15 protein-coding genes and 1 tRNA gene are annotated in these 19,248 nt (G+C 69.7%); 6 read left to right on the top strand and 10 right to left on the bottom strand.

Annotated elements, in window-relative coordinates; genetic code table 11:
* Window positions 1-3: 3 nt before the first annotated feature.
* Window positions 4-894, top strand: a complete 891-nt coding sequence (nudC, locus tag ACFXK0_RS01940) for an NAD(+) diphosphatase (protein ID WP_379407767.1) — start codon at window positions 4-6, stop codon at window positions 892-894.
* Window positions 895-1,291: 397 nt separating this feature from the next.
* Here nudC and ACFXK0_RS01935 read toward each other — a convergent pair whose 3' ends face one another.
* Window positions 1,292-1,522 carry a mycoredoxin gene (locus ACFXK0_RS01935; protein ID WP_379408060.1) on the bottom strand — a complete coding sequence of 77 codons (231 nt, stop codon included), beginning with the start codon at window positions 1,520-1,522 and terminating at the stop codon, window positions 1,292-1,294.
* 108 nt (window positions 1,523-1,630) lie between these two features.
* Here ACFXK0_RS01935 and ACFXK0_RS01930 point away from each other — a divergent pair, with 108 nt between their 5' ends.
* Complete coding sequence (locus ACFXK0_RS01930) at window positions 1,631-3,784, top strand: ATP-dependent DNA helicase UvrD2 (RefSeq protein ID WP_379407765.1); 2,154 nt, start codon at window positions 1,631-1,633, stop codon at window positions 3,782-3,784.
* 612 nt (window positions 3,785-4,396) lie between these two features.
* Window positions 4,397-4,651: a WhiB family transcriptional regulator gene (locus tag ACFXK0_RS01925; RefSeq protein ID WP_379408059.1), complete on the top strand. Its 255-nt coding sequence runs from the start codon at window positions 4,397-4,399 to the stop codon at window positions 4,649-4,651.
* Between the two features lie 97 nt (window positions 4,652-4,748).
* On the opposite strand, the gene ACFXK0_RS01920 is transcribed toward ACFXK0_RS01925, so the two are convergent.
* From ACFXK0_RS01920 to ACFXK0_RS01910, 3 genes are all read right to left on the bottom strand, one after another.
* A complete protein-coding gene (locus ACFXK0_RS01920; protein WP_379408058.1) occupies window positions 4,749-6,098 on the bottom strand; it encodes an ABC1 kinase family protein in 1,350 nt (449 codons plus the stop codon).
* A gap of 50 nt (window positions 6,099-6,148) precedes the next feature.
* Window positions 6,149-7,018 (bottom strand): TOMM precursor leader peptide-binding protein, encoded by an 870-nt coding sequence (locus ACFXK0_RS01915; protein ID WP_379407764.1) that lies wholly within the window; start codon window positions 7,016-7,018, stop codon window positions 6,149-6,151.
* 210 nt (window positions 7,019-7,228) lie between these two features.
* Entirely contained in the window at window positions 7,229-8,638 is a 1,410-nt protein-coding gene (locus ACFXK0_RS01910; RefSeq protein ID WP_379407763.1) for a zinc-dependent metalloprotease, read from the bottom strand.
* A gap of 129 nt (window positions 8,639-8,767) precedes the next feature.
* On the opposite strand from ACFXK0_RS01910, the gene ACFXK0_RS01905 reads away from it, so the two are divergent.
* Window positions 8,768-9,793, top strand: coding sequence for a PDZ domain-containing protein (locus ACFXK0_RS01905; RefSeq protein ID WP_379407762.1), 1,026 nt, complete (start codon window positions 8,768-8,770; stop codon window positions 9,791-9,793).
* Here the strand turns inward: ACFXK0_RS01905 and ACFXK0_RS01900 are convergent, their stop codons facing one another.
* Complete coding sequence (locus ACFXK0_RS01900; protein ID WP_379407760.1) at window positions 9,794-10,372, bottom strand: PPA1309 family protein; 579 nt, start codon at window positions 10,370-10,372, stop codon at window positions 9,794-9,796.
* Window positions 10,373-10,529: 157 nt separating this feature from the next.
* Between ACFXK0_RS01900 and ACFXK0_RS01895 the strand changes: the two genes are divergently transcribed.
* On the top strand, window positions 10,530-13,517 hold the full coding sequence (locus ACFXK0_RS01895) for a UPF0182 family protein (protein WP_379407759.1): 2,988 nt from the start codon (window positions 10,530-10,532) through the stop codon (window positions 13,515-13,517).
* A gap of 73 nt (window positions 13,518-13,590) precedes the next feature.
* On the opposite strand, the gene ACFXK0_RS01890 is transcribed toward ACFXK0_RS01895, so the two are convergent.
* A complete protein-coding gene (locus ACFXK0_RS01890) occupies window positions 13,591-14,133 on the bottom strand; it encodes a transglycosylase family protein (protein WP_379407758.1) in 543 nt (180 codons plus the stop codon).
* A 351-nt stretch (window positions 14,134-14,484) separates the two neighbouring features.
* Here ACFXK0_RS01890 and ACFXK0_RS01885 point away from each other — a divergent pair.
* Window positions 14,485-14,558 (top strand) — tRNA-Met (locus ACFXK0_RS01885).
* A gap of 78 nt (window positions 14,559-14,636) precedes the next feature.
* On the opposite strand, the gene ACFXK0_RS01880 is transcribed toward ACFXK0_RS01885, so the two are convergent.
* From ACFXK0_RS01880 to ACFXK0_RS01865, 4 genes are all read right to left on the bottom strand, one after another.
* Window positions 14,637-14,894, bottom strand: a complete 258-nt coding sequence (locus tag ACFXK0_RS01880; protein WP_379407756.1) for an HPr family phosphocarrier protein — start codon at window positions 14,892-14,894, stop codon at window positions 14,637-14,639.
* 26 nt (window positions 14,895-14,920) lie between these two features.
* Entirely contained in the window at window positions 14,921-17,269 is a 2,349-nt protein-coding gene (locus tag ACFXK0_RS01875) for a fructose-specific PTS transporter subunit EIIC (RefSeq protein WP_379407755.1), read from the bottom strand.
* 114 nt (window positions 17,270-17,383) lie between these two features.
* Window positions 17,384-18,358, bottom strand: a complete 975-nt coding sequence (locus ACFXK0_RS01870) for a 1-phosphofructokinase family hexose kinase (RefSeq protein WP_379407754.1) — start codon at window positions 18,356-18,358, stop codon at window positions 17,384-17,386.
* Complete coding sequence (locus tag ACFXK0_RS01865) at window positions 18,355-19,122, bottom strand: DeoR/GlpR family DNA-binding transcription regulator (RefSeq protein ID WP_379407753.1); 768 nt, start codon at window positions 19,120-19,122, stop codon at window positions 18,355-18,357. The genes ACFXK0_RS01870 and ACFXK0_RS01865 overlap by 4 nt, the downstream gene beginning before the upstream one ends.
* Between the last annotated feature and the right edge of the window lie 126 nt (window positions 19,123-19,248).

Here is a 19,248-nt window from a genome sequence, read left to right as displayed (position 1 = left end):
AGTGTGTCGTTCCGGCTGAAAGACGTTCCGCTGCTGTCACGTTCCACCATCGATCGCGCCGAGTACGTGCGGCTCGATCCCGATGCCCTGCGCGAAGGCTGGAGTAAGGCGAAAGTGCTGCGTGTCGACGCGCGCGGCAAGGTGCGGGTCGACGGGGGCTCGGTGGTGCTCGACGCGGCCCTCACGGTCGCCGAGGCGCCGGGCGCGGGCGCCGTCTTCCTGGGTGTCGCCGAGGAGTCGCACCTGTGGGCGGTGCGCGAACCCGAACTCGACGGCACCCTGAAAGACCTGCGCGCGCTGGGCAACGTCGACGACTTCACCGCCGACCTGCTGTCCACCGCGTACGCGCTGCTGAACTGGCACGACCGGTCCGTCTACCACGGCGGCGACGGCACCACGACGAGTTCCTCGCGCGGCGGCTGGTCCCGGCTCACCGCAGCCGGCGAAGAGGAATTCCCGCGCATCGACCCCGCCGTGATCTGCCTGGTCCACGACGGCGCCGACCGCGTCCTGCTGGCCCGTCAGCACACCTGGCCCGCGACGATGTTCTCGCTGCTGGCCGGCTTCGTCGAAGTGGGCGAATCGCTCGAACGCTGCGTCGAACGCGAGGTCCGCGAGGAGGTCGGCGTCGACCTGCACGACATCGAATACCTCGGCAGTCAGCCGTGGCCGTTCCCACGCTCGCTCATGCTCGGATTCGCCGCCGTCGGCGACCCGGCACAGGAACTGGTGTTCTCCGACGGCGAGATCGCCGAAGCCCACTGGTTCACCCGCGACGAAGTCCGCGCCGCCCTGCGCCTGGGCGACTGGTCAGCCCGCGACACCGAAGCCCGCCTCCTGGTCCCCGGCTCCATCTCGATCGCGCGAACGATCATCGAATCCTGGGCTGGGTAGCTGGCGGCGCGGGCGCCGCGTGTTCGCGGCCCCCGCCGGTCTCGTCGTTGCGGCACCGCTGCTTGCTCCTTCGTCGCCTACGCAGCGGCACCGCAACGACGAGACGGGCCGCGAACGGGACCCTCCTCGAGGTCGGGTCGTGCGTGGTCGGGTCAGGCGGCTGGCGTCGCGTATTTTGCGGGCGCTTGGGCCGCCTGTCGGGCACGCTCGGCTTGCTCCTTTGTCGCCTACGCCGCGGCATCTGACCGGCAGACCGCGAACGGGACCTTCCTCGAGGTCGGGTCGTGCGTGGTCGGGTCAGGCGGCTGGCGTCGCGTATTTTGTGGCCGCCTGGGTCCACCGGTCGGGCACGCTGCGGCTGGGCTGCCGGGGCACCTGCGGGCGGCAGAGTGGGGGGTCAGGCTTGGGCGGCTAGGGCCTGTTTGACGGCGGCCAAGGACGGGTTGGTGGCGGTGGAGCCGTCGCGGTACTTGATGGTGGGGACCACGTGGTTGCCGTTGTTGACGCTGCCGACGAAATCGGCTGAGGCGGGGTCGTCCTCGATGTCGATCACCTGGTAGGTGATGCCCGCCTCGTCGAGCTGGGTCTTCAGGCGCCGGCAGTAGCCGCACCAGGTGGTCGAGTACATCGTCAGGTCAGGGGTTGCTTCAGTCACGGGATGTGCAACGCGCGACGCGCCCGTCCTGTTCCGGGCGCCGCGTCCGGGTGACGGGGCGGGTTGTCGGCGGGCGCTGTCATGATGGTGGGCGTGCCAGCACTCGATCTCAGCGCCCTCGACCCGGAACAGGCCGCCGCGGTGCGGGCGCCACGAGGTCCGGTGTGTGTGCTCGCCGGTGCGGGCACCGGCAAGACCAGGACCATCACCCATCGCATCGCGCACCTGATCGCGGGCGGGCACGTGAAACCCGATCAGGTGCTGGCGGTCACGTTCACCGCGCGCGCCGCGGGGGAGATGCGCGGGCGGCTGCGGGCGATGGGCCTGGGCGGGGAGGCCGGGCAGGTGCAGGCCAGGACCTTCCACGCCGCGGCGCTGCGGCAGCTGCGGTACTTCTGGCCGCAGGTGGTCGGTGACGTGCCATGGCAACTGCTCGACAGCAAGTTCCCGGTGGTCGCGCAGGCCGCGCACCGGGCGGGACTCGGCACGGCGACGGACATGATCCGCGACCTGCTCAGCGAGATCGAATGGGCCAAGGCCTCGCTGATCGCCCCCGAGGACTATCCGGCCGCCGCGGCCCGCCATCACCGCGACGCCCCGGCCGAGGTCACCCGGGTCGCCCAGGTCTACGCCGGCTACGAATCGGCCAAGACCTCCGCCGAGGGCCTGCTGCTCGACTTCGACGACCTGCTGCTGCACACCGCCGCCGCGCTCGAGGACTATCCGGCCGTGGCCGACGAGTTCCGTGGCCGCTATCGCAGCTTCGTCGTCGACGAATACCAGGACGTCACCCCGCTGCAGCAGCGGGTGCTCGACGCCTGGCTGGGCGAACGCGACGACCTCACCGTCGTCGGCGACGCCAACCAGACCATCTACTCCTTCACCGGCGCCACCCCGAATCACCTGCTCGACTTCTCCCGCCGCTTCCCCGACGCCACGGTGATCCGCCTCGAACGCGACTACCGGTCCACCCCGCAGGTGGTGTCGCTGGCCAACCGGGTGATCGGCGCGGCCCGCGGGCGGATCGCCGGGACCCGGCTCGCGCTGATCGGTCAGCGCGCCGACGGCCCGGAACCGGAGTTCGCCGAGTATCCGGACGTGCCCGCCGAGGCCGCCGACATCGCGGCCAGGATCAAGAAGCTGATCGCCGCGGGCACCCCGGCCGCCGAGATCGCGGTGCTCTACCGGATCAACGCCCAGTCCGAACCGTTCGAGCAGGCACTGCGCGCGCGCGACATCCCCTTCCAGGTCCGCGGCGGCGAGGGGTTCTTCCAGCGCCCGGAGATCCGGCAGGCAGTGCTGGAGCTGCGCAAAGCCGACGCGCGCGACGACCTGCCCGACCAAGCCCGCAGCGGCGCCGAGCTGATCACCCTGGTCCGTGCCGCGCTGGCCCCGGTCGGGCTCACCGCCGAGGAGCCCGCCGGCGCGCAGGCCAAGGAACGCTGGTCCTCGCTGCTGGCCCTGGTGCAGCTCACCGAGGAACTGGTCGGCCACGACGACGAGATCGACCTCACCGGCCTGCTGCGCGAACTGGCCACCCGCGCCGAGGCAAAGCATCCACCGACCGTCGACGGCGTCACCCTGGCCTCGCTGCACGCCGCCAAGGGCCTGGAGTGGGACGCGGTGTTCCTGGTCGGCGTCAGCGACGGCACACTGCCCATCCAGCATGTCCTCGGTGACGACGGCAAGGCCTCGGACCAGTCGGCACTCGAGGAGGAACGCCGCCTGCTCTATGTCGGCGTCACCCGGGCACGGGTGCATCTGACGATCTCCTGGGCGCTGGCCCGCACCGAGGGCGGCAGACGGGTGCGCAGGCGCTCACGCTTCCTCACCGGCCTGGTCCCCGACGAGTCACCCGCCTCCCGGATCGCGGCCACCGCGACCGGCGCCAAGGACGACGGCAAACGCCCGCTGTGCCGGGTCTGCGCGAAACCGCTGATCGGCACCTACGCCACCATGCTGGGCCGCTGCCGCCGCTGCCCGGCCGAGCTCGACGCCGAGCTGCTGGCCGCGCTCCAGGAATGGCGGGCCGAGAAGGCCGAGGTCCTGCGGGTGCGCGACTTCGTGGTGTTCACCGACACCACCCTCACCGCGATCGCCGAACAGCTGCCCGCCGACGACGCCGCGCTGGCCTCGATCGCGGGCATCGGACCGAAGAAGATCGAGCAGTACGGCGCCGACGTGTTGGCCATCGTCGCGTCCCGGCTGCGGGCAACAACACAAAACCGCAGGTAGAAAATAGGTTGTTCGGTTCTCGATCATTGCCTATGGTGGAGAACACGCACCGAGAGCGATCTCGGTGCGCGGTAATTATCAGCACACGAGTTCAGGAGGGAGGCAGTCAGATGAACAGCAACACCACGTTGTACGCGATGGGCAATCGCGTCCTGGTCAACGCATTCATGGTGTCCGCCTCCCGGGGGGTCCTCGCTCTGCAGGGGACCGGTCTGTCCGGCGTCGATACCAAAGCTGTGCCGATGACTCTGGTGCATCAGCACACTCCGATTCGTCTCCAGGACAAGCCCAGCGTGGGTTGGCAGCCGACCGCCGCTTCGGCGCCGGCAGCACCGGCCGATGAATTCGGGTACGCACCCGAGTTCGCCGGCGCAATCCGCCTCCGTGTCCACCCAGCGACCGTGCTCAGGTCTCGGCAGAAATGCCGAACTAGGTAGGGAAACTCCTCCCAGACCTCCTGGCCACGGATCGCGAGAAGCGAATCCCGTGGCCTTTTTCTTTCGGCTCCTCAGCCGCAGGCTCCGGGTTCGCACACCGAACACCACGACTGCAAACGAGCTGAAGGAGAACGACGTGTTCACCGCCCAGGACTGGCCGAGCGCCACTACTGACGTGACATGCCGAAACGTGGCGTCCCTGCCCTGCCGCGCCGGAAACCCCGATCTGTGGTTCGCCGAGAGCCCCACCGATCTCGAGCAGGCCAAGCAGCTGTGCGCTGCTTGCCCGATCCGCAAGGGCTGCCTGACCGCGGCCATCGACCGTGCCGAGCCGTGGGGCGTGTGGGGCGGTGAGATCTTCGACCAGGGTGTCGTGATCGCCCGCAAGCGCCCGCGTGGCCGCCCGCGCAAGGTCGCGATCCCGGCATGATTCCGGGGAAAGGGTTGTACCGCAAGCGAACCGCTCACCGAGTTCTGGTGGGCGGTTCGTTTGCTTTGTGCGCGAGGCGCGTTCGGCGATGCGGCGGCTAGGAGGCGCGTTCGGTCCGGTACCCCGGGACCCAGGTGCGGACCAGGTTCATGAAGCCGAGCTCGGCGTCGAGCTGGGCGAGGATGCCGACCGAGCCGCCCAGTACCCGGAAGATCATCACGTACTGCGCCGGAAGTTGCAGGGCCCGTGCGGTTTTCATCTCCGCGCTGGAGAACTCCGAGGCCTTGCCCGCCACCCGCTGCATCCAGCGGCGGGTGAAATGGAAGGTGTCGGTGCGGATCGGATCGCTGAACGGGCGCAGATACGCCTCGATCTCCTCGTAGGTGACCCTCCGGCCCGGAATCACCCAGCCGTGCTCGTAGAGCAGCTCGGTGAGCGCCTCGTGCTGCTCGTCGACGGCCAGCGCCAGCATGCGCCCGAGGATCTCCGGGAACCCGTCCGGCATCGGCGCGCAGGCGCCGAAATCGAGCACCGCCAGCCGGCCGTCGCCCAGGATGAGGAAGTTGCCGGGGTGTGGATCGCTGTGCAGTAATCCGGCCAGCTCGGGGGAGGAGAAGTGGAAGGTGCCCATCAGCTCGGCGATCCGGTTGCGCTGGGCCCTGGTGCCCTCCGGATCCTCGGCGCCCGCCTTGATCAGTGCCGAGACCGGGGTGCCGTCGAGCCATTCGGTGACGATCACCTTCGGCGAGCCTGCCACCACCTTGGGCACCACGATGTGCGGATGCCCGTCGAAGGCGGCGGCGAAGCGGCGCTGGTTGGCGGCCTCGGTGCGGTAGTCGAGCTCCTCCTCGGTGCGCTCGGTGATCTCGGCCAGCAGCGGCTTCACATCGGCGCCCGGGATCACCGAGGACAGCAGCCCGGTCATCCGCGACAGCGTCTTCAGATCGGCGCGCAGCGCCTCGTCGGCGCCGGGGTACTGGACCTTCACCGCCACCGGGCGGCCGTCGGACCAGACCGCCTTGTGCACCTGGCCGATGCTGGCCGAGGCCGCGGGGGTGTCGTCGAAGGACTGGAACCGCTCGCGCCATTTGGTGCCCAGCTGCTGGTCGAGCACGCGATGCACGGTCGCGGCGGGCATCGGCGGCGCGGCGGCCTGCAGCTTGGTCAGCGCCTCGCGGTAGTGCTCACCGAACTCCTCCGGGACCGCGGCCTCCATCACACTCAGCGCCTGCCCGAACTTCATCGCACCGCCCTTGAGCTCACCGAGCACGGTGAACAACTGCTCGGCGGCCTTCTGGTTCAGCGTCGTGTTGATCTCCTGCTTGTCACCACCGACGAGCTTCTTGCCGAAACCGACGGCGGCTCGTCCGGCGATGCCGAGGGGAATCTTGGCCAACTTGGCATTGCGGCTGGAACTGCGGCGCACGATCTCGGACACGTTACCCATCATGGCCGAAGCGGGGCCCTGTGTGCCATGGGAATGCTCACACCGCATGCTCACGCCCCCGATTCCCCGGTGGCCAGCGCCCGGCAGCCGCACTCCGGATGTGGCAGCCACGGGCGCCGATGCACCTGGTGACTGTCCAGATCCAGTTCCAGGGTGGCGTCGAGCGTGCCGGGGCGGCGCTGCGGTGAGCACGCGACGATCGCTTCGAGCTCACCCATGGTCAGCGCGGTGGTCGCGGCGATCCCCGCCGGCGAGGCGTGTCCGGTCCGGCCCAGCAGCTGGGCGGCCAGATGCGGCCAGTCGGCATCGAATCCGGTGCGGGTCAGATCCGCGCAGCGCAGGCAGCTGGTCTCGCCGGGCAGCACCAGCGGGCCGACCACGCCGACGCCGTCGCGCACCCGCACCTGCAGGTGCGGGACCCGGCGCAGCACCAGATCCACCGACAATCGCGGGTCGACCATCAACGCGTCGGTCAGCACCACAAGATCGCAGCCGCTCGCCCCGACCGGCGTGTCCGAGCGATAGGCGCGCGAGCGGGTCGGCCGGAAACCCATGCGCCGCAACCCGATCGACACCGCGTCCGAGAGCGGCCCGAGACCGTGCACGGTGATACCGCGGATCTTGGCCTGTTTGCGTTCGGGCTGGAGCAGCAGGCCGGCGCGGTCGATGGCGGCGAGCATGCTGATCGTGCGAGCGGGGGTGATCCCGAACTCCCCGGCCCGCCAGATGATCTGCGGCCGGGACTGCATGCCGTCGAGTAGTCGCAGGAAGGCGAGCACCGTCCCGGTGTCGAGTTCACTGCTCTCGAGCAACAGCGCGCGTTCGGGATCCCAGCCCAATTGCACAGTGCCCGACGGTCGAACCAGCGTGGTGACGCGGGGATGCAGCATCGGCCCGCGCAGTGGCGTCGTGGTGGTCATGACGCAAGTATCGGCAGCCACCGATCGCCGACCGGTCGCCGAAAGCCCGGTTATCCACAGGCTTCCGGCGTGTCGAAACCGGAATCGGCGACTGTGAACAACCGGTGTTACAGCTGGTCGGCGCCGCGAGCCGCAACGCGCTCAGTGCGCGAAGCCGTGTCGCGCCACCGGGATCACAAGATTTTTCGCCGACCCGGTTGCGCGGGGAGATCAGGACGGCTCGGTGCCGGCCTCCGGGTCGTTGCCTGCCTTGCCGCGCTCGGCCTCGTCGCGCTCGCGCGCCTCGGTCTCGGCCAGCTGGGCCAGCGGATCGTCGAAAGCGCCGGTGCCGCCGCCGATCACGGAGTCGATGAAGCCGGCCGGTACGTCCAGGTCGCTGGAATCGGGCAGCAGGTCGGGATGCGCCCACACGCCGTCACGGCGGTCCATGCCCGCGTCGGCGGTCAGGCGGCGCCACAGCGCCGCGGCCTCGCGGACCTTGCGCGGACGCAGTTCCAGCCCGACCAGGGTGGCGAAGGTCTGTTCGGCCGGACCACCGGTGGCCCGGCGGCGGCGCAGCGTCTCCGACAGCGCGCCCGCGCCGGGCAGCCGCTCGCCGACCGCGTCGGTGACGACCACGTCGACCCAGCCCTCGATCAGCGCCAGCAGGGTCTCGAGGCGTTCGAGCGCCTGCTTCTGCTCCGGGGTGGTCTGCGGTTCGAAGGTGCCCTGGGAGAGCAGTTCCTCGAGCTTGGACGGATCGCTCAGCGACATCGGGTCCAGGCCCTGGGCGGCCTCCTCCAGCGCGGAGAAGTCCATCTTGATCCCACGCGCGTAGTCCTCGACCGCGCCGAGCACCTGCTGGCGCAGCCACGGCACATGCGCGAAGAGCCGCTGGTGGGCCGCCTCGCGGGCGGCCAGGAAGACCAGGATCTCGCTCTCGGGCTGCTCGAGCCCCTCGCTGAAGGCCGAAATCGCCGTCGGCAGCAGCGCGGCGGTGCCCGCCGGGCCCAGCGGCAGCCCGATATCGGTGGAGGTCAGGACCTCCTTGGCCAGCTGGCCGAGCGCCTGACCCAGCTGCGAACCGAACGCCAGCCCGCCCATCTGGCCGAGCATCCCGACCATCGGCCCGGCGAACTGCTTGGCTTCCTCGGGCAGCTGCGCGGTCCACATCCCGGAGATCTGCTCGGCGACCGGATCGCAGAGCCGCTTCCAGGTGGGCAGCGTCTCCTCGATCCAGTCGTTGGCCGTCCACGCGACGGTCCTGGTGGCGCCGGCGGGCAGCACGGTCGCGCCGTCGAGCCACAACTCGGCCAGATGCGCGGCATCGGTGACCGCGGTGGTCTTACCCGCCGCGATCGGGGCGACGGCGGCACCGAGCTGCTGGCGGGCCAACCGCTTGGCCACGTCGTAGTTGACCGGGCCGCCCTGGGCGCCGCCCGGACCCATGCCCTGTCCCATCCCGCTGATCATCTGCCCGAGCTGGGTCAGCATCTGACCCAGCTGCGACGGATCGAAGCCGCCCGCGCCGGCCGCCCCGAACCCGAACGGATCGTTTCCGCCGGGACCGTTCGACTCGTCGCGACGCTTGCCGGACTCGTCGTCGTCGCGGTTCGAGAAGCCGAAGGGGAGATCGCTCATACCTCTTACGTTACGCGGGACCCCCGGGGCCTCGGTGTTCGCGGATCGCGAAATCCGGCCGACACCACCGACGCGGCTAATGCGTGCCACTGCCGTCGGTCGGCGCCCCCGATCACTACTGTGGTCGGAGTGAATCGTCGGATCCTCACCCTGATCATCGCCCTGGTGCCCGTTCTCGTCCTCGGCGTGGTCGGCAGCGTGGTCACCGTGCCGTTCGTGGCACTGGGCCCCGGCCCGACCTTCGACACCCTCGGCGAAGTCGACGGCAAACAGGTGGTGGATGTCACCGGCGTGCCCGTGGATCCGACCACCGGGCAGCTCAATATGACGACGGTCTCGGTGCGCGACGGGCTGAACCTGTTCGAGGCGTTCGGCTTCTGGGTCAGCGGTGAACACGGCCTCGTCCCGCGCGCCGAGGTGTATCCGCCCGACCGGTCGCGCGAGGAGGTCGACAAGTCCAATCAGCAGGAATTCAAGAACTCCGAGAGCAATGCCGAGGTCGCCGCGTTGCACTTCCTGGACATGCCGACCGTGGTGCTGGTGCGCAGTGTGGTCGAGGAGGGGCCGGCCAACGGCATCCTGGCCGCGGGCGACGAGCTGATCAGTATCGACGGCGAGCCGGTCACCACACCTCAGCAAGTCATCGACCTCGTCGGCACCAAACGTCCCGGCGATGTGCTCGCGATCGTTTACCGGCGCGGCGACGGCGAGCACACCGCCTCGATCACCCTCGCCGCCCGGCCCGATGACGACACCAAGGGCTTGCTCGGCGTCGGCCTGGGCGAAGGCGGCCGCCCGCCACTGCAGGTCGAGTTCAATCTCGCCGATATCGGCGGCCCGTCGGCGGGGCTGATGTTCAGCCTGGCGCTGATCGACAAACTCTCGCCCGGCGAGCTCAACGGCGGCCGGTTCGTCGCAGGCACCGGCACCATCGATCAGGACGGCAAGGTCGGCCCGATCGGTGGCATCCAGTACAAGATGATCGCCGCCCGCGAGGCAGGTGCGGAGACCTTCCTGGTCCCCGCCGCCAACTGTAACGAGGCCCGCCAGCGCACCCCTGAGGGGCTGCGGCTGGTCAAGGTGGAGACCCTCGACAGCGCCGTCACCGCACTGGCCGACATCGACGCGGGCCGCGAAGCGGTCAGCTGTAGTTGATCACTCCAGGGTGTGGTGCAGGGCCTCGACCAGGCCCGGCGCCAGATTCGGGTAGGTGCGCAGGTCCAGATCGCCGAAGCCGTCGTCGTCCTCGGGACGGATCTGCAGCAGGCACAGCGAGGTGCCGTGGCGCAGCACGCCGGCGATGAGCCGGGCGTCGCGGCGACCGGGATGGGCGTGGGCCGCGGCGCGCCCGGCCGCGTCGGCGGCGTCGTCGTCGGCCAGCAGCGGTACCAGCGCCTCGTCGAGGTCGCTCTCGGCTTCCGGCGGCAGCACCACGATCTCCTGGACCAGCACGCAGCCCTCGACCGTGGGCGGCCAGGTGGTGGTGGCCAGGAACTCGTCGAGCGCCATCGAGCCGCCGGTGATGTCGTCGGGGAAGGCCTCCTGGGCGACCGGGGTGAGCTCGCTGCCCTCGTCGAGCTGATCTTGCAGATCGGGTTCGGCCGCGGCCAGTTCGGCGGTCGGCACCAACGCGAACATCTGCGGCGGATTGCCCCAGCCCTCGGCGTCGGCGAACTCGACGACCTCGCGCACACAGCGGGCGAGGAGGACTTCGGCGTGCTCGTCTTCGGTCACCCGCACATCCAATCATTTTCGGCCCAGACACTTGCACGGTGTCCGATTTCCGTAGAGTGGGCGCCAACGGTCCGGTATCGGACCGCCCGCAACATCGGACTGCGGTGTCTGCGCCGATCACCGGCGTGGTCATCGCCGGAGCATGGAGAGTGGCACCGTGGGCATGCGGCCCCCCACCGGCTTACCTTCGTTGTCCCGACGCAGCCGCGTGCTGCTGGTGACGGCAGTCGTCCTGGCGGCGCTGCTGCTGCTCGGGCCACGGCTCGTCGACGCCTACACCAACTGGTTGTGGTTCGGTGAGGTCGGCTATCGCAGTGTGTATCTGGGCGTGCTGCGTACGCGGCTGATCCTGTTCGTGGTCGTCGCGCTGCTGGTCGGGCTGGTGGTGTGGGGAGCGCTGCTGCTGGCCTACCGCTCGCGGCCGGTGTTCGTGCCGGTCGCCGGTCCCAACGACCCGATCGCGCGCTACCGCACGACCGTGATGAGCAAGCTGCGGCTGTTCGGCGTCGGCATCCCGGTGCTGCTGGGGCTGCTCTCGGGTCTGGTCGCGCAGTCGAACTGGGCCACGGTGCAGATGTTCCTGCACGGCGGCGACTTCGGTCAGCAGGATCCGCAGTTCCATCTCGACGTCGGCTTCTACGCCTTCGACCTGCCGTTCTACCGGATGGTGCTGAACTGGCTGTTCGTCGCCGTGGTGATCGCGTTCTTCGCGAACCTGGTGACCCACTACGTGTTCGGCGGGCTGCGCCTGGCCGGGCGCGAGGGCACGCTGACCAGGGCCGCGCGCGTGCAGCTGGCCGTGATCGCCGGCATCTTCGTGCTGCTCAAGGCGGTCGCGTACTGGTTCGACCGCTACGACCTGCTGTCGAGTACCCGCAAGGAACCGACCTTCGGCGGACCGTCGTTCACCGATATCAACGCGGTGCTGCCTGCCAAGCTGATCCTGCTCTCGATCGCGGTGATCTGCGCGGTCGCGTTCTTCGCCGGGATCGTGCTGCGCGATCTGCGGGTGCCCGCGATGGCGGCCGCGCTGCTGGTGCTGTCCTCGATCCTGGTCGGCGCGGTCTGGCCGATGGTGGTCGAGCAGTTCTCGGTGCGCCCCAACGCCGCCGACAAGGAGAGCCCGTACATCGAGCGCAACATCATGGCCACCCGGCAGGCGTACGGCATCACCGACGACAAAGTCGAATACCGCGACTACGCGGGCCAGTCCGCCAAGAGCCCGCTCGAGGTTCCGGCCGACGCGGTGACCATCGGCAACGCTCGCCTGCTCGATCCGAACATCCTCTCGCCCACGTTCACTCAGCTGCAACAGCGCAAGAACTTCTACGGCTTCCCCGAGTCGCTCGACATCGACCGCTACACCCTCAACGGGGAAATGCAGGACTACATCGTCGCCGCGCGCGAGCTACATCCGGAGGCCCTGTCGGGCAACCAGAAGGACTGGATCAACCAGCACACCGTGTACACCCACGGCAACGGCTTCGTCGCCGCGCCGGCCAACCGGGTGAACAAGCCCCAATCCGACGCGCAGAGCGCGGCGGGTGGCAGCGATTCGGGCTACCCGCTGTTCACGGTGAGCGACCTGTTCACCAAACCGGAAGATCAGAAGATCAAGGTCGATCAGCCGCGGATCTACTACGGCGAGCTGATCGCGCAGTCCGATCCCGATTACGCGATCGTCGGCGCCACCGAGGGCCAGGCACCCCGCGAGTACGACTCCGACCAGGCCTCGTTCACCTATGACGGTAGCGGTGGCGTGTCGGTGGGCAACTGGTTCAACCGGCTGGCCTTCGCGGCCAAGTACGCCGAGCGCAACATCTTGTTCTCCTCGGCGATCGGCGACGAGTCCAAGATCCTGTTCAACCGCGGCCCGCGCGAGCGGGTGCAGAAGGTCGCGCCGTGGCTGACCACCGACGGCAATGCCTACCCGGCGGTCGTGGACAAGCGCATCGTCTGGATCGTCGACGCCTACACCACGCTGGACAAGTACCCCTACGCCCAGCCGACCTCGCTCGACGGCGCGGTCGAGGACAGCATCGACAAGAAGACCGGGCGCGTCATCCCGCGCAAGGAGGTCAGCTACATCCGTAACTCGGTGAAGGCGACCGTCGACGCCTACGACGGCACCGTCACCCTGTACGAGACCGACTCCACCGACCCGGTGCTCAAGGCCTGGCGCGGGGTGTTCCCGGACGCGGTGAAGCCCGAGAGCGAGATCTCGCCCGAGCTGCGCTCGCACTTCCGCTACCCGGAGGACCTGTTCAAGGTCCAGCGCGACATGCTGACCAAGTACCACGTGGACAATCCGCGCGAGTTCTTCACCAACAACGCGTTCTGGTCGGTGCCCAGCGATCCCACGATCGAGGGCGGCACCTTCAACCAGCCGCCGTATTACGTGCTGCTGGGCGATCCGAAGACGAACAAGCCGGTGTTCAACCTGACCTCGGCGATGGTCGGCTACAACCGGCAGTTCCTGTCGGCCTACATCTCGGTGCGCTCCGACCCCGAGGGGTACGGCGAGTTCACCGTGCTGCAGTTGCCGGTCGAGACCCAGACCCAGGGCCCACAGCAGACCCAGAACTCGATGACCACCGCCGATGCGGTGTCACGGGAGAAAACTCTGCTGTCGAACTCCAACAAGATCCGCTACGGCAATCTGCTCACCCTGCCGGTGGCCGACGGCGGCATCCTCTATGTGGAGCCGTTCTACAACGAACGCAACACCGGTTCCTCGACCTTCCCGCAGCTGCTGCGGGTGCTGGTGAGCTACCGCGACGCGGCGGGCAGCGTGAAGGTCGGTTACGCGGCGACGCTGGCCGACGCGCTCAACCAGGTGATGCCGGGCGCGGGCGCGCTGGCGACACCGTTCGGCGGTGACCCGGCGTTCAAGCCGAATCCGGGCACCTTGCCGCCGGTCGATCCGGGCACTCCGCCGACCGATGGCACGACCACGCCACCGACCACGGGGACGACACCGCCCGCGACCGGCTCGGGTGCCCAGGAGGCCGCGGCCGCCGAGCTCAGCCGCAAGATCGAAGCGGTGCGCGCGGCCATGCGGACGGGCAACTTCACCGACTTCGGTAAGGCGCTCGAGGAACTCGACGCCGCTGTCCAGGCCTACCAGGACGCCGGCGGCCGCTAGCCGGACTCCGCAGGCAAACACGACGGGCCCCGCCGTAATGGCGGGGCCCGTCGTGTGCAGGGGGAGAGGTGGATCAGCCGCCGATCTGCGCGATCAGCGGGGCACTGGCGTTCAGCAGGTCCTGGTACTGACCGGCGACGCCGTACTGCTCAGCGAGGCCGCGGCCTGCCGTGGTGGCCTGGTCGACGGCGGCCTGCAGCTGGGTCGGCGCCTGGGCGGGCAGCTCGACCGGCAGCGGGGCCGTCTCGATCACGGCGGGCTCGGGCTCGGAGGTGCCTGCCTGCAGGTACTGGCCGCAGTGCGGCCACGCGCCGATGCCCTGGCTGGCGAGCACGTTCTCCGCGACGCGGATCTGCTCTTCCTTGCTGGCGTTGTGCGCCGAACCCTGGCCGCCGTTGGCCGCCCAGGTGCTCTGCGAGAACTGCAGGCCACCGTAGTAGCCGTTGCCGGTGTTGATGCCCCAATTGCCACCGCTCTCGCACTGGGCGACGCCGTCCCAGTTGTGCGTCGCGGCGGAGGCGGTGCCGGTGGCGAGGCTGAACGGAACGGCAACCAGGGCGCCGGTGACGGCAGCGACGCCGAGGGCTCGGGTGCGGAATTTCCGGGTCTCAGTCATGGGGGAGACGCTAACCAACAATTCCGCGCCGATCACATCTTGATAACGGACTGTAAGTGTGGTTGGAATAGACGTCTTTTCGATGTTCGCGCAGCTTATCCCGTAAGAATGGCTGAATTCTGGACGGTCTGTTATCGGGACGTTATGTGGGTGAGATCACCGCGAAATAGTGACACCGGTCACCGGGTGAGGCCCCCGGGTGCGGGATCCGATCTTCGTGCTGTGCGTCACATCCTCTGCGCGCTGGGTCAGGGCGAGGGCGCGCAAGATCGCGGGCAACCCACCAAAAAGGGGTACTGACCAGGCGATTTGGCATCCGGGCTAACCCGTGTGTAATGTTGTATTCACCGACGCGGGGTGGAGCAGCTCGGTAGCTCGCTGGGCTCATAACCCAGAGGTCGCAGGTTCAAATCCTGTCCCCGCTACAAAGAAAAGGCCCGGAACCACCAGGTTCCGGGCCTTTTTCTTGTCCTCGATCGGGAATGACGCGACGTTGACGGGATTCAGGCGTCGAGGTCGCTGGCGACGAGTTCGGCGATCTTGTCCAGGGTCGGCTGGTCGTCGCTGGTGACCACCACCTCGGCGCCCAGTCCGGCGCCGAGGGTCATGATCATCAGCGCCGAACCCGCGTCGACCGGGTCGCCGCCGACCAGGCCGATGGTGACCGGAACGCCTGCCGCGCCGACGGCCTCGGCGATCAGGGCGGCGGGGCGGGCGTGCAGGCCGACCGAGGAGCCGACGGTGACGGTGGTGCTGGCCATGGGATATCTCCTTGTGTGCGAACGGATTACGCGAGGGTGGGAACAGTGGAGCGGGGACGGGTGACTTCCTTGGCGAGGGTGACGCAGAGCGCGGCGACCACGGTGCCCACCAGCAGCGAGACGACGAACCAGCCGACGTGGCCCATCGCGAAGAACACGAAGATCCCGCCGTGTGGTGCGCTGAGCGTGACATCGGTGGCCATCACCAGCCCGCCGGTGACCGCGCCGCCGATCATCATCGACGGCAGCACCCGCAGCGGGTCGGCGGCGGCGAACGGGATCGCGCCCTCGGAGATGAACGAGGCGCCAAGCAGCCAGGCGGCCTTGCCGTTCTCTCGTTCGGCCTCGGTGTAGCGGCGGGGGCGCAGGGTGGTCGACAGCGCCATCGCCAGCGGCGGCACCATGCCCGCGGCCATCACCGCCGCCATGATCCGCAGCGTCGCGGGATCGGTCACCGACAGTCCCGCCGCGGCGAACGAATAGGCGGCCTTGTTGACCGGTCCGCCGAGGTCGAAGCACATCATCACCCCCAGGATGACACCGAGGGCGATCGCGGAGGTGCCGGACAGGCCGTTGAGCCAGTCGGTGAGCCCGTTGGTCACCGCGGCCAGCGGCTTACCGAGCAGCACGAACATGGCGACGCCGACGATCAGCGAGGCCAGCAGCGGGATCACCACCACCGGCATGAGACCACGCGCCCACGTCGGCACAGGCAGCCGGCCGACCCACAGCGCCGCGAACCCGGCGACCAGACCGCCGACCAGACCGCCCAGGAATCCCGCGCCGACGAACACCGCGATGGCGCCCGCGGTGAAACCGGGTGCCAGACCGGGACGGTCGGCGATCGCGAAGGCGATGTATCCGGCCAAGGCTGGCACGAGGAAGCTGAAGGCGAGCGCGCCGATCTGATAGAGCACCGCGCCGATATAAGTGGCCGTGCCGCCTTCGGGCAGGTCGGTGAGCGAGTTGTCCAGCACGATCGTCTTGGCGGTGTCGGAGATCTCGTAGCCGCCGATCAGGAAGCTCAACGCGATCAGCAGACCACCCGCGGCGACGAACGGGATCATGTAACTCACGCCCGTCAGCAGGATCTGCCGCAGCCGCGTACCCCACCCGAGCCCCTTGGCCGCGCCCGCCGCCGCGGGCACCGATCCACCGACCCTGGCCGCGCCCGGGCTGGTGCTCGCGGCGACCGCCTCGGCGATCATGGTGTCGGGCTCGTTGATGGCGCGCTTCACCCCGGACTCGACCACCGGTTTGCCCGCGAACCGGCCCCGGTCTTTCACCCCGACATCGGTCGCGAAGATGACGGCGTCGGCGGCGGCGATGGTGGCGGGGTCGAGGGTGCCGCCACCACTGGACCCCTGCGTCTCCACCGCCACCTCGACCCCGGCCCGCTCCCCGGCGGCGACCAGGGAATCGGCCGCCATGTACGTGTGGGCGATCCCGGTCGGACAGGCGGTCACCGCGACGATCTTCGGCGCGGGCTTGTCCGCGGAAACGTCTGCCGCGCTGCTTGTCCCGGAGGCGCCACCGATCGCCGCGTCAGCCGGGTGCCCGATGCCCCCACTGAGGCCTGCTCCGGAACCTGGTGCGGTACTGCGGGATTCGATTCCATCCGGACTCGGGCCACCGGCGCTCGTGGCACCCGCGGTTGCGGCACCGGCGGTTGCGGTGTGGGTGGTTGTGGCACCGGCGGTTGCGGTGTGGGTGGTTGTGGCGCCGGTGGTTGTGGCACCGGTGGTTGCGGTGTCGGTGGTTGTGGCGCCGGTGGTTGTGGCGCCGGTGGTTGTGGCACCGGTGGTTGTGGCACCGGTGGTCGTGGTGTCGGTGGTTGTGGCACCGGTGGTTGTGGCACCGGTGGTCGTGGTGTCGGTGGTTGCGGCACCGGCGGTTGCGGTCGCCGGCGTTCCGGAAGGCGCCGGGTTGATGACCCCGTCGACCAGGGCGACCACCTCGGCCGGGGTGGTGGCCGATCGGAGGTCGGCGACGAAGGCGGGACGGACCAGGGCGCGGGCCAGTGCGGACAGCAGTTTCATGTGGTCGGTGCCCGCGCCTTCCGGGGCGGCGATCAGGAAGACCAGGTCGGCGGGGCCGTCGGGGGCGCCGAAGTCGACCTTCGGGGCGAGGCGGGCGAAGGCGAGGGAGGCCGTGGTGACGGCGGCCGCGCGGCAGTGCGGGATGGCGATGCCGCCGGGCAGTCCGGTGGCCGACTGCGCTTCCCGGTCCAGCGCGGCCCGGCGCACGGTATCGGCGTCGCTCGCACGGCCCGCGGTGCCGAGGCGAGCGGCGAGGGCGGTGATGACCGCGTCCTTGTCGGCGCCGAGGTCGGCGTCGAGGGTGATCAGGTCGGTGGTGATGATCGAGTCGGCCATCGTGGTGTCTTTCGGGAGTGGGGGAGCGGGGTCAGTCCGGTAGTGAGGCGGAGTGCGTAGTCGATGGGAGCCGGACGATGTGGCCGGTGTCCCCGAATGCTCGGCTGGGCGGTTTCATGCCGGCGCCGCAGGCCGGATGGAGGACGGCCGGAGTGGTCCGGCGGTGACCGCGTCCAGCGCGATATCCGTCGGCGTGGGTAGTTCGGTGCCGGGGAGGGCGGTGGCCGCGCTGCCGTAGGCGACGGCGGTGCGGAGGCGGTCGGCGGGCGCGGCTCCGGCGAGGTCGGCGAGCAGGTATCCGGCCAGGGCCGAGTCGCCCGCGCCGACGGTGCTGCGCGGCGTGATCGGCGGCGCCGCGGCGAACCAGGATCCTTCGGCGGTGACCAGCACCGCGCCCGCCGCGCCGAGGGTGGCCAGCACCGCGCCGGCGCCACGGTCGATCAGCGTGGCGGCGGCCGCGGCGGCGGTGGCCGGGTCCGCCAGGGCGACGGGGTCGAGTCCGGTCAGCTGGGCGAGTTCGTCGGAGTTCGGTTTGACGAGATCGGGCGCGGCGCCGCCCGGGTCGGCGAACAGTGCCAGCAGCGGCGCCTCGGAGGTATCGACGGCGACGCGGGTGTGCGGGAACGGCGCCAGGGTGGCGACGAGTTCGGCGTACCAGTCGACGGGGACCTCCGGCGGCAGCGACCCCGACAGCACCACCCAGGCGGCCGCGTCGGCCAGTTCGACCAGCACGGCGGTGAGTTCGGCCCGGTCGCGCCCGGTCAGTGCCCGGCCCGCTTCGTTGATCTTGGTGGTGGTGCCGTCGGTTTCGGCGATGGTCAGGTTGACCCGCGGCTCGCCCGGCACCGGCACCGTCCGGTAACCGATGCCCGCACCGCGCAAACCCTGCACGACCGGATCGTCCTCGGTGCCGGGCAGCACGGCCAGCACCGGCGCGCCGCCCGCCGCGACGACGCGCGCCACATTGACGCCCTTGCCGCCGGGCTGCGTGGTGACTTCGGCGGCGCGATGCACCTGCCCGCGCCGCAACGGCTCGGTGAGGGTGACCGTCCGGTCGACGCTCGGGTTCGCGGTCAGGGTGATGATCATGCGAGGACCACCTCGATTCCCGCCTCGGCCAGGTCCGCCCGCGCGGGGCTTGGGATCTCGGTATCGGTGACCAGGACGTCGATATCGGTGACGGCGCCGAAGCGCACGAAGTCCTCGCGGCCGATCTTGCTCGCGTCGGCGACCACCACCACCCGGTCGGCGGCGGCGATCATCGCGCGCTTCACCGCGGCCTCCTCCGGGTCGGGCGTGGACAGGCCGTGGCGCAGGGTCAGCCCGTTGGTGCCCACGAGCGCCACGTCCACCCGTAGTTCGCCCAGCAGCCGCAGCGTCTCGGCGCCGACAGCGGCCTGGGTGACCCCGCGCACCCGCCCGCCGAGCAACTGCACCCGCACGCCGGCGAACCCGGTGAGCCGGGTGGCGATGGGCAGGGAGTTGGTGACGGCCACCAGATCCAGATCGGTCGACACCGCCGCCGCGACCCGCGCGGTCGTGGTGCCCGCGTCGAACAGCACGCTGCCGCCGGAACGCGGCAGGAATCGCTGGGCGAGCTCGGCGATGCGGTCCTTCTCGGCCGCGCGGGTGTTGTCACGTTCGACGGTGCCCAGCTCGATGGTCGTCAGCGCGCCGGCGCCGACCGCCCCGCCGTGCACGCGCCGGATCAGCCCGAGCCGGTCGAGCACCGCCAGGTCGCGGCGCACCGTTTCGGTGGTGACCTCGTACCGGTCGGCCAGCTCGGCGACGGAGACCCGCCCGCGCTGCCCGATCAGCGTCGCGATCGCCTGCTGCCGCTCCTCGGCGTACATGGGTGCCTCCCGCTCGGTGAATCTGTACTTATGTTGTTTTATGCCCATTTGTGTGGCTTTGTCAATGGATTTTGGTGAGGTGAGTCACAAAGGTTGTGGCGGACTATCGGCCCGGAGGGGTGCTCG

The sequence above is a fragment of the Nocardia sp. NPDC059177 genome (assembly GCF_042755165.1).
GTDB lineage: Bacteria > Actinomycetota > Actinomycetes > Mycobacteriales > Mycobacteriaceae > Nocardia.
This window is presented reverse-complemented; position numbering and strand designations above follow the sequence as displayed.